The organism is Allobosea sp. Leaf344 (assembly GCF_001426225.1).
Classification (GTDB): domain Bacteria; phylum Pseudomonadota; class Alphaproteobacteria; order Rhizobiales; family Beijerinckiaceae; genus Allobosea.
In genome coordinates this window covers 5357-15997 of the sequence record NZ_LMRT01000003.1, presented here as the reverse complement: position 1 = coordinate 15997, position 10641 = coordinate 5357, and the positions used below count along the sequence as shown (strand labels likewise).

Genomic DNA, 10641 nt, shown 5'->3' with positions numbered 1-10641 from the left:
GAAGGGCTAGATGCGGGCCGCCTTACGCAAAGGCGAGATCCGCCAACTGGCTGCATCGTCGAGATCATCGACGCATTTGCTGATGTCCGCTTGTCGGCATTGAGCAAATGTCAAGTTGTGGCGCAATTGGACCGTGCGACGGGTTGCATGGCCAAGACCAGCTAATTTCAATAGTGCCAATGGACGGGTGCAGCCCCGGTCACCGGGAGTCGAACTTGGGCGATATGGTCGCCCAGCAGGCAGCCTAGATAGCCGGTTCGAAGGTCCGTGCCACCGAATGCGATGCTCGACAGGTTGCGTAGCTTCTTCGCGGGATTGGTGTCCATGTGAGGGCGGCCCAGTTTATTGGCCTGGAAAGCCTTCTCGACCCATGCGACATGCTCAGCGTCCGTCTCACTGAGTATGGTCTCGACAGTACTACGCTCCGAGTCGAGCCGCAGAAGCTGGTTCGAGATCACGCCGGCGATCCAAACCTGGCCCTCGGCATCGAAAGCCAAGCCATCGGGAAACTGGCCCTCGCCGAATTCATGCATAACCTGCTTTGACCCCAAGCTCGCTCCAGGGCTGATCGGGAAGCGGCTGAGCCGCCTTCCATAGGTCTCGTTGACATAAAGCCAGCGTCCGTCCGGGGAGATCTGGCATTCATTGGTGAAGCCCAGCCCGTCGGCGACGATCCGCGCGCCGCGTTCGTCCAGCACCACGACGAAGCCGGTCGATGAATCCAGTCGATAGTCCAGCGAACGCGGCTTGACTCGCGTCGAGACGGTGAGCCAAAGCCGCCCTCCGCGGTCTCGCATCACATAATTGGACGGTGGAATGGACTGGCCGTCGATCTCGGTGAGAACGGGCGCGACCTGGCCATCCCGCGCCAGCCGCCAGACGCCACCGATCTCGGTGCCGAGATTGGCGATCAGGAAGGAACCGTCGGGTTCCAGCGCGATGCCATTGGGGCGCAGCCCCTCGGGAAGATCGGCCGTCGTACCTGCGTAGAGAGCTTGCGAGCCATCGGGCTTCAGATGCGCGACACCGCCCCGCCAGTCGGCGGTGTAGAGATCACCGGCTTGCGTCGCCAGAACGCATTCGGGGCGGACCAGCCCCTCGCCGAGCAACGAGACTTCGGAGAGCGGGATCTGGTTCATCCGCGCATGAACCAGACCAGAGTCATCGGGATCGCCTCGACATAGGTGACGGTGAAAAGAACGACGAGCGCGATCGCGAACATCGGGATCAGTTCGCGCGAGATCGCGACCATGCCGACGCGCGCGATCTTGGCGGCGACGAACAGCGTTCCGCCGACAGGCGGCGTGTAGAGCCCAATCACCAGATTGAAGACCATGATCAGCCCGAGATGGACCGGGTCGATGCCGAAGGCCTTGGCGGTGGGTATGAAGAGCGGCGCCGTCAGCATCAGCGACGGCAGGGGCTCGAGGAAGATCCCGACCAGGATCAGCGCGATGTTGAGCAAAAGCAGGAAGACGTATTTGTTCTCCGAGATATGCAGGATCGCGGCGGCAAGGTTGGCGGGAATCTGCTCGACAGTGATCAGCCAGGACAGGGCCCCGGTCGCACCCACGACGAGCATGACCACCGCGCTGGTGCGGAAGGAGTGCAGCAGCATCTCCGGAACCTGGCGCGGCTTGACCTCGCGATAGACGAAGAGTGCCAGAACGAGCCCGTAGAAAACCGCGACCGAGGCGGCCTCCGTCGGCGTGAAGATGCCGCTCAGAATGCCGCCAAGTATCACGACCGGCATTCCCGAGGCGGGCAGGATCGCGACGAAGCTGCGCCAGATCTCGGCCCGGCTCGGCATCGCGCCGCCAAGGTCGCAGCCGAGCGAACGTCCCTTCCAGATGCACAGAAGGATCAGTGCAAACGCGAGGGTGAAGGCCGGAAAGACGCCGGAGACCAGCAACTCGCGGATCGAGACGTTGCCGACGAAACCATAGACCAGCAGGGGTATCGAGAGCGGCATCAGCACGCCGATGGTGCCGGCGACCGCGATCAGCGCGCCGGCAAAGGCGCGTGGATAGCCGCGCTCTGCCATGCGCGGCACCATGATCGAGCCGATCGCGGCCGAGTCGGCGACTGCCGATCCCGACACCGAGCCAAACATCGTGCAGGCGGATACCGTGACGACGCCGAGCCCGCCCGGCATGAAGGCAAGCAGCGAACGGGCGAAGTCGATCAGCCGCTTGCCGACGCCGCCATGGGTAATGAGTTCGCCTGTGAAGATGAAGAGCGGGATCGCCGCCAGATGCAGCGGCTCGACGCTGGAGAGGTAGGACAGGAAGATCGCTTCCAGCGGATAGCCCTGGCCGAAGATCCAGATCGTCGAGATCGTGGTAAGAAGCAGCGCCCAGACCAGCGGCATGCCGAGTAGCGCGAGCGCGAAGAAGATCGCGCAGATGACGGCGAGAACCATGTTCCTAGTCCATGAAGGCTTCTTGAGGGATCGGTTCGCCCCGCGCCAGCAGGGACGCCTCGTAGATGACGTAGACCAGCGCCAGACCTGAGCCGACCGGCATGGCGAGGTATTGCACGCCCATCGGCCAGTGCAGCACCGTCATCTCCTGTTCCATCGTGCCCTGCGCGATGTTCCAGCCGTACCAGACAAGGAAGCCGAGCAGCACAATAACGCCGATCCGCGTCGCCATCTCGACGACGCGGGTCCAGGCCGGTGGCATCGCCTCGACGAACTCGGTGATGCGCATATGAGCGCCGCGCCGCGCCGCCGAGGCTCCTCCCAGAAAGGTCGCCCAGAGCAGCACGAACTCTCCGAACTCGGTGTTCCAGGCGATGTCGCTGTTGAGCAGCACGCGGGCCGCGACATTGGCGAACATGACCAGCAGCAGCACGACCGCGAGCCCGGTGACGACGATATCGATCGCGTCGCCGAGCAGGCGAAGGACCGCCGGTTCAGGCCGGCCGGGACGGTAAAAATAGAACGACCCGACCGCGGCCCCGATGTCGGGCGTCGCCATCAGCCCATGGCCTTGCGGATGGCCGCAGCCTCCCCGATCATCTGATCGACGGCCGCCGCCCCGAATTCCTTGCGGGCGCGCTCGTTGGCCCCCTCGGCGGCCTTGCTCCAGGCGGAGAGATCGGGCTTGACGATTGTCGCGCCCTTGGCCGTCATCTCGGCCAGCAACTTATCGTCATTGGCGCGGACCTCACGGCGGTTCCAGTCGCCGGCCTCCTTGGCGGCCTTCATCACGCCCTCCTGGTCGCCCGCCGTCATGCCCTTGAACGCGCGCTCGCCCACGGCGAGCCAGAGAGGTGAATAGACGTGGTTCGACAAAGTGATGAATTTTGCCACCTCGTAGAAACGCTGCGAGAAGATCGTATCGATCGGGTTTTCCTGGCCAGAGACGGTGTTCTGCTGGATGCCGAGATAGACCTCGGTCACCGGCATCACCACCGGCGAGAAACCGATCGATTCCATGATCCAGCGGATCATCTCGACCGGCGCGATCCTGAGCTTCTTGCCCTTGGCGTCGGCCGGGCTGTTCAGCGGGAAATTGGTGGTGAAGCAGCGGAAGCCGGCCTCCCAGTTGCCGATGATCCGCATGCCCTTGGCCGGCAGCGCCGCGGCCTGCTTGGCGATGAAGGGAGAGGTGTCATAGAGCTTCCAGCCCTGCTCGTAGTTCTCGGCGAGGTAGGGCAGTGCGATCAGCGAAAGATCCTTCACATGCGGGGTGAAGGTCACGACGCCCGTCACGGCGAAATCGAGCCCGCCGATCTGGAGCTGGTCGAGCGACTTGGCGTCGTTGGCGAGCTGGCCCGAATGGTAGACCTGCACCTTGTAGCGGCCCTGCGTATACTTCTCGACCGCGGCGGCGAACATCTCCGCCGCCTGCTGGCGCGCTCCGACCGAGGTGTCGGTGTGGCTGAAGCGCAGCACCTTGGCGCTCTGCGCCCGCAGGATGGTAGGAAAGCCGGTGATGGCGAGGCCGGCCGCGGCCGAGCCCTTCAAGAGATCGCGTCTGTTGGTCATCATATCCTCCCAGGATGTGGTGGTGTTCGGCCAGCCGGGCGGCTTTGGCGCCGCCTTCTCGTGGAACTCAAAGCGAAACGAAGCGGCCCTCCGCCGCGGAGCGGTAGATCGCCTCCTCGATGTCGAGATTGCGCAGGTAGTCGCGGCCTGAATTGACCAGCGGCGCGCCGGTCGACAGATGGTCGACGATGTGGCGCGACTGCCGGTAGACGCAGTCGCCGCCATAGCCGCGATCCTCCCAGTCATAGGCGTGCTCGTACTCGTCCCCTCCGCGCGGGCGGACGAAGAGGCGTCCAAAACCGTCGAGCCGGATCACGCCTTGTGTGCCCTCGACCAGCAGCACGCCATTCGTCATCCGCGTATCCTTCGCCGGATGGTCGACATGGCGGTTTCCGTCGAACAGGCCGGCCGCGCCGCTGGCGAAGTCGAAGATCACCAGACCGGCGTCCTCGCCGGCGATGACCGGGTTGATCCGCCGCAGCCGTGCGAACACCCCGGTGATCTCGCCCATCAGGAAGCGAAAGACGTCGATGAGGTGGATGCCGGTCTCGTGGATGAGGAAGCGCGGCATCGTCTGGAAATAGGGCTGGCGCGACAGATATGCGTCGGGGCCCTGGCCGTCGCCCGGCCGCAGGCGGAAGCTGATATTCAGCGGCGTTCCCACCGCCCCGGCCGTCATCAGCCGGGCGGTTTCCAGGAACCAGGGCATGAATCGGAAATTCTCGTGTACGGCGAGCAGCGCGCCGGCCCGTTCGGCCGTCTCGACCAGTTCCTGAGCCTCGGGCAGAGCCGGCGCCAGCGGTTTTTGGCAGATCATCGCCACCTTGCGCCTCGACGCCGCCCGCACGAGGTTGAGATGGGTCTGCGGCGGCGTGACGATGTCGATCAGGTCGGGCCTCGTCTCGTCGAGCATCACTTCCGCCTCGGCGAAGGCACGAGCCTGCGGGAACAGGGCCGCGGCGGCGGCGCGCTTCTGCGGATCGCGATCGGCGATGCCGACGACGCGCACATCCGTGATCCGGCTCCAAGCGTCCTGATGGAAGCGGCTGAAATAGCCGCAGCCCGCGATGGCGACCGCAATCGTCATGACTGAGACCTCCCGGTCATTGCGGATCCGCCTCGCCGCTGCGGATGAGCTCGGCGACCGCCCGGCCGATCTCGACCGTGCCGTTGGAGCCGCCGATGTCGTGACTGCGCAGGCCGAGCGTCCCGAAGGCATGATCGACGCTTTTCTCGATGGCGCGGCCGGCATCGACGGCCGCCTGGCTGCCGCGCGTCTCGCCGAGCCAGTCGAGCATCATCGCCGCGGATAGGATCATCGCGGTCGGGTTGGCGATGCCCCGCCCGGCGATGTCGGGCGCCGTGCCATGGCTCGGCTGGAACATGCCGTTGGCCGCGCCGATATCAGCCGAGGGCGCGAAGCCCATGCCGCCGATCAAGCCGGCGCCGAGATCCGACAGGATATCGCCGAATAGGTTCTCCATCGGCAGCACATCGAAATCCCAGGGCCGACGCACGAGATCGAGCGCCATCGCGTCGACATAGTGGTGGCGGGCATCGATATCGGGATGATTGGCCGCAGCCTCGTAGAAGACCTTCCGCATGAAGGCGAAGGAGAGGAAGACATTGGCCTTGTCGACCAGCGTGACGCGGCCCGGTGTCCCGCGGCTCTCGCGGCGCCGGCGGGCGAGGTTGCAGCAGAACTCAGTCAGCTTTTCCGTCGTCGCGCGGGTGATGACCTGCGTGTCGCGCGCTTCGCGGTCGTCGATGATCTCGCCCTTGCCGCGCGAGGCGAACATCCCCTCGGTCGATTCCCGCACGATGACGAGGTCGATCGTCTTGGCGCGCTCGTCGGCGAGCGCCAGCCGCACGCCGGGGATGGCGCGGATCGGGCGCACTCCGGCAAAAAGTGAGTAGGCGACGCGCAGATCGAGTTGCGGCGCGATTTCGGTGCCGTCGGGGTAGCGGATATCGGGCCAACCCATCGCACCGAACAAGATCGCGTCGGCCTCACCGGCGCGGGTGATGCCGTTCTTGGGCAGGGTCGCTCCGGTCTCGCGGTAGTGATGCGCGCCGCCTGGGATCGTCTCGGGCCGGAATGAGAGGCCGAACCGGTCCTCGACGGCTGCGAGCACGGCGGAAGCCGCCTCCATGACTTCGATGCCGATGCCTTCACCTGGCATCACCGCGAGATGGAACGAATTCGGTGTCATAGACGCTGGATTCCGTGGCGTTCGATGATGGTGGTTAGTTCGTGGCCGCCCCGCTTTCGGTGGGCGAAATAGAGGTCGCGCGCGCGTTCGCCGTCACCGGCGAGGATCGCATCGACCACGGCGCGATGCTCGGCGGTCGATTGTAGGGGCAGAGGCCGCAGCGACAGCGTGAACATGCGTGCGCGATGGGCCTGGTCCCATACTGTCAGGATCATCGCGGCGAGCCGCTTGTTGCCGCATAGCCTGGCGAGGCTCATGTGAAAGCGCTCATCGGCCATGGCCCAGGCGACGAGATCAGGCTGCGGACCCGCCAACGCCTTCTCCATGTCGTCGCAGGCCCGGACAAGACCGGACAACTCAACGCGGTCGGGCCGGCGCGCCACGAGCAGTTCGACCGCGGTCGGCTCGAGCGACATAAGAACTTCGTAGATTTCGCGCATGTCGCCCGGCGACAACGCCGAAATGCGTACCCCGTGCCGCGGCACGATCTCCAGCAGCCCCTCCTGCTGGAGGCGAACGAAGGATTCCCGCACAGGCGTGCGGGAGGCCTCGAATTCAGAGGCGATTTGGCTCTCTAAGATCTGAGCCCCGGGCGGATAGTGGTTGTCGAGAATCGCCTGTTTGAGCTTCAGATAGACGGCCTCAGACGAGCGCGGAGGGCGCCCATGATCCTCGGTCCCATGGTATCCGGCCAAAGAGATCATCTGTGCGTCCATTAACGTATGCGCTAATGCCGACACTGCATCGGTGCTGGTGGGTTGTGCAGGTGGCAGTTTTTTAGCGCCGGGCTTGCGGCTTTCGTCGTGTCAGCAACGTCCAGGCGCGAAGATCGACCAGCGCGACCGCGGTGGCGGCGACGACAAGCGCGCAGAGCACGAGCTTGGAATTGCTGCCCATCGTCCCTTCGATCAGCAGCGCGTGGACGACCCCACCCAGGACGACCAAAACGACGAGCACGGTGTGGCCGAGACGCCAGAGCAGCGGTTTGATGCGCAGCGGCCGGCGCAGCGCGGCGAGCAGCGCCGCGGCGAAAGCGGCCCACATGGCGACGACGCCCCAGGCCGAGAACGGCGTGGGCGAGTCGAAGAGAAGCGCGTCGACGACGTCGGGCGGGCTGGTCAGCCAGAGCCCGGCGACATGAACGATGATTGCTGCAACGAGCGCCGCCCCCACCCAGCGATGCAACCGACGCCCGCGCGGGACCGGGAACCCCGGCAGATACCCGGCCGCGAGCAGGGGCTGCAGCAAAACCAGCGCCAGCGCCAAGACACCAGCGAAACCGGCCACGATATAGGTCGGCCCACGCCACGCGAGCAGCGGGCTTGTCGCAGCGAGGGCGAGCGGAACGATCAGTGCGACCGCGACAACGGCCCAGATGAGGGCCGCCCTGAATGACGGCATGCGTTTCACGCCGACTGAAGCACGAAGTCAGCCTTGAGGCTCTTGTCATGGGAACTCTGCATCACAGGGCGCAGAAACACGGTCTTGAAGGCTCCACCATCATAGGCGAGATGGCCGTGCGCCTGCCCGAAAGCCGGGATGATCTGTGGCATCTCAAGACGGAACACGCCATTGGCGTCGGTCAGCGTCGCGCCATGGCTTCTTGCATCGGTCTCGTAGCCCTCGGTGGTATGGGCCCAGATCTGGATGCGAATGCCGGCCAACGGTGCGCCGTCTCCAGCCCGGCGAACCGTGCCGGACATCCAGAAGCCGCCATTGCCGATGCGTTCGACGATAGGTGCACCCGGCCGATAATTATTGGCGCCGCCGCGCATCGAGTCGGTCGGCGCCAAACCCTTCGCCTGCGCCGACTGGATAAGTGCCGGCGCGCCCTCCGTCAGCACCGTCGCGCCGAAGGCGGCCCCGGCAATCAACAGGCCGCGGCGTGTAGTGGAAATGGGCAGCATCGATTGCTCCGTGCATCGAGGTGACAGCCGATCCGCAATGATACGGAATGTCCGTTTCCGTGCGGTCCTAGCGAAGCTACTCGGCGAAATCTCGTCGGCGAGGAGGGCACACAGATTCGTGACGATTGTTGACGAGGAATTCTTCGTTCCGACGCCCGCTTTACGGCTTGGCCCCGCTGTTAAAGCGTCAAGCATGTCCTCGTCCCTGGCCCATAGACGCTCATCCGGAAGCGTGCCCGGGTGGCGGTAGCCAACATGGCTCTCCACAGCTATCCACGCCGCATGGTGCTCGATCATTGCCGCGAAAGCTCTCCCAACCACTTGGTTCGGGTCGCCTGCCGGAGGGCTCTCCAAAGCTTCCACTCGATGGCGATCGCCAAATCCTGAAGGATCGGCCGACATGCCAATTCGCGAAGTCGCGCTCGTTCAGCGCGAGCAGATCAGGACAAAATTGGCGGCAGACAGCTACTGGTTTCCGGAAGTCTGCCGCGCGGCAGCGTCTTGTCGCGGCCGCACATTGCTTTATTCTCCGGCGAAATTCGCGGCGGGACAAGGTTTATGACTGCAGGTCGACCAAGCCAACCAGGATTTTACTGGGCGATTTGGACTAGTGCGGCCCCAGGAACACAGGATGGACCTGTGGCGGGTGAAGGGTGGATTGTCGTGCAGGTATTCGAGAACGCAAATCCAACCGAGCCCGATCACCTGCGAGTATTGGTTCCCGGGGGCTTTTCGATCCGACCTTCTGTCGTCCTTACAGCGGACCATGGCCCCAAACGAAATCTTCCAAAGACTGGCCTACTTCGACCTCGTCTCAGTCTATCCGCGTGGCAGTAGAGTCCCGCTCCTGGTGCGCAGTTGCGGTGTGGATACCCCCCCTTGCGAACAACTTAACCAAGGCCTTAACCCATTATTTACAGTCGCCTTCAGTCGACTTACCGTAGGCCGTCCCGCATGCTTGGGAGGGTGAGATGGATAGGCGTTCTGTAGCCATCGTCGATGATCACCCTTTGATCTCGGAAGGCATTGCTTGCCTCGTCGAGCGACATCCAGTCTTGCAATTGGTCGCCGTCGGCTGCGTGGCCGATGACACTCTCTGTCTCTGTCGCTATCTCGGCGCTACTATCTGCCCGAGCCGATCCCGGAACGGGCGGCCATCTGCTGAGCCGCAATGACGGCAAACAGAGAGACAAAGAGAGAGGTGCACTATGGCGATTTTGCCTGCCAATATCTTCAAGATCCGAACGCGAACCGTTGGATCAATTGCGATGTATATTATGACTTTGATACCACTGACTGGACTCCTGAAAAGGGCATCCCGAAAAGCCACTGCATGTTCAGCAACGGTTGGTACGTCCTGTATGAGTGCTTCGGGGTTGGAGAGAAACCACCATATATATTCAAAGACCCCTTGACGCCCGAACAACGAGACCAATCGATCGCGTATTCGCAGGCTCTTTTGTGGGAAGAAATGGCGCAGGATAGAGAGGATTTTTGAGCTAAGAACGCTATTATCCTGGTGACATACTGTGTCACGAATCGCGGCACCTCAGGCAATTCCGGTTTAATGACGCTGCCCTCGCTGACTGCTAACTCCTTCAGCATGGCACAGCAGCGTTCACCGCCTCGACCAGTCGCTCGTTGGCTTGACGACGTGTTGGAGCTGGTGGGCGGTTAGCAAAGGACGAGCAGTCGCAGAAATCCCGTACCTTCCCCTGACTGGTTACCGTGGTCTATTATCTACGCTTCCTAACCGACGAGCCCGCCTTGCGTCCGAGCCCCATTGCCTTAGCGAGAGCGGAACGCCTCTCAGCGTAAGCCGGCGCGACCATCGGATAGTCGGATGGCAGCGACCACTTCGCCCGATACTGTTCCGGTGAGAGATCGTATCTGGTTTGCAAATGCCGCTTCAGCGACTTGAACTGAAGCCCGTCCTCAAGACAAACCAGGTAATCAGGCGTGATCGACTTCTTAATCGAAACAGCAGGAACCAGTAGCTTAACAGGAAGCGCATCAGGCTCCTTTCCCAACGCCGACAGAGCATCATAAACACGACCGATCAGGCCAGGAAGCTCGGCGGCTGTAACACTATTGTTTGACACATACGCGGACACGACGGCCGCGGCAGACTCGATAAGGTCTCGATCACTCTCAAGCATCACGGCCCCTTTCCGCTCATCAGGCGCTTCCGTTATGTGAAGCAAAACAGCAGATGTCTCGCGATTCGCAAATCCCCCGTCTGCAGTTTCTAAGGAAACTTGTTAAGATTGCTTCCGAGCCGGCGTCGCCGCCGCGGCTGTTGGCGACTTTCCTGGCCGGGGTGAAGGCGGTTTCGGCCATGGCGCGCAGGCGCTCGGGCTCCGAGGCCGGACGGCGTGCCGGTGCCGGGGCACGGGCGGGGGCCGGAGCCCGCGCGGGAGCCTGGGCCGGGGCCTGAACGCGCTGCTGCGGCGCCGCCAGCTCCTGTCCGGTGCGGAAGGCGGCGACGAGGTCGTTGAGCTGGCCGATCTTGCTCGAAGCGAGCCCA

General features: G+C 63.4%; 13 protein-coding genes. 2 read left to right on the top strand and 11 right to left on the bottom strand.

The window, feature by feature from the left end; all coding sequences use genetic code 11:
* Positions 1-167: 167 nt before the first annotated feature.
* From ASG72_RS05725 to ASG72_RS05685, 9 genes are all read right to left on the bottom strand, one after another.
* Positions 168-1139: an SMP-30/gluconolactonase/LRE family protein gene (locus ASG72_RS05725; RefSeq protein WP_056710053.1), complete on the bottom strand. Its 972-nt coding sequence runs from the start codon at positions 1137-1139 to the stop codon at positions 168-170.
* Complete coding sequence (locus ASG72_RS05720; protein ID WP_056710050.1) at positions 1136-2422, bottom strand: TRAP transporter large permease; 1287 nt, start codon at positions 2420-2422, stop codon at positions 1136-1138. The genes ASG72_RS05725 and ASG72_RS05720 overlap by 4 nt, the downstream gene beginning before the upstream one ends.
* A gap of 4 nt (positions 2423-2426) precedes the next feature.
* The gene (locus ASG72_RS05715; protein ID WP_056710049.1) at positions 2427-2981 is read right to left on the bottom strand and encodes a TRAP transporter small permease; all 555 of its coding nucleotides are present in this window, start codon (positions 2979-2981) and stop codon (positions 2427-2429) included.
* Positions 2981-3994 (bottom strand): TRAP transporter substrate-binding protein, encoded by a 1014-nt coding sequence (locus tag ASG72_RS05710; RefSeq protein ID WP_162246198.1) that lies wholly within the window; start codon positions 3992-3994, stop codon positions 2981-2983. The genes ASG72_RS05715 and ASG72_RS05710 overlap by 1 nt, the downstream gene beginning before the upstream one ends.
* A 67-nt stretch (positions 3995-4061) precedes the next feature.
* Positions 4062-5081, bottom strand: a complete 1020-nt coding sequence (locus ASG72_RS05705) for a Gfo/Idh/MocA family oxidoreductase (protein ID WP_056710045.1) — start codon at positions 5079-5081, stop codon at positions 4062-4064.
* Positions 5082-5097: 16 nt separating this feature from the next.
* Positions 5098-6207, bottom strand: a complete 1110-nt coding sequence (locus ASG72_RS05700; RefSeq protein ID WP_056710043.1) for an isocitrate/isopropylmalate family dehydrogenase — start codon at positions 6205-6207, stop codon at positions 5098-5100.
* Entirely contained in the window at positions 6204-6911 is a 708-nt protein-coding gene (locus ASG72_RS05695) for a GntR family transcriptional regulator (RefSeq protein WP_056710055.1), read from the bottom strand. Before ASG72_RS05695 ends, ASG72_RS05700 begins: the two co-directional genes overlap by 4 nt.
* A 73-nt stretch (positions 6912-6984) precedes the next feature.
* Complete coding sequence (locus ASG72_RS05690) at positions 6985-7608, bottom strand: ferric reductase-like transmembrane domain-containing protein (protein ID WP_056710041.1); 624 nt, start codon at positions 7606-7608, stop codon at positions 6985-6987.
* A gap of 5 nt (positions 7609-7613) precedes the next feature.
* The gene (locus ASG72_RS05685) at positions 7614-8114 is read right to left on the bottom strand and encodes a hypothetical protein (protein ID WP_056710040.1); all 501 of its coding nucleotides are present in this window, start codon (positions 8112-8114) and stop codon (positions 7614-7616) included.
* Positions 8115-8514: 400 nt separating this feature from the next.
* Here ASG72_RS05685 and ASG72_RS20625 point away from each other — a divergent pair, with 400 nt between their 5' ends.
* Positions 8515-8676: a hypothetical protein gene (locus ASG72_RS20625; RefSeq protein WP_156395824.1), complete on the top strand. Its 162-nt coding sequence runs from the start codon at positions 8515-8517 to the stop codon at positions 8674-8676.
* A gap of 639 nt (positions 8677-9315) precedes the next feature.
* Positions 9316-9612: a hypothetical protein gene (locus tag ASG72_RS20620; protein WP_156395823.1), complete on the top strand. Its 297-nt coding sequence runs from the start codon at positions 9316-9318 to the stop codon at positions 9610-9612.
* Positions 9613-9850: 238 nt separating this feature from the next.
* On the opposite strand, the gene ASG72_RS20255 is transcribed toward ASG72_RS20620, so the two are convergent.
* Both ASG72_RS20255 and ASG72_RS21165 read right to left on the bottom strand, forming a co-directional pair.
* A complete protein-coding gene (locus tag ASG72_RS20255; protein WP_082540125.1) occupies positions 9851-10273 on the bottom strand; it encodes a MucR family transcriptional regulator in 423 nt (140 codons plus the stop codon).
* A 19-nt stretch (positions 10274-10292) separates the two neighbouring features.
* On the bottom strand, positions 10293-10641 hold a 349-nt coding region (locus tag ASG72_RS21165; protein ID WP_210168555.1), incomplete at its 5' end, for a hypothetical protein.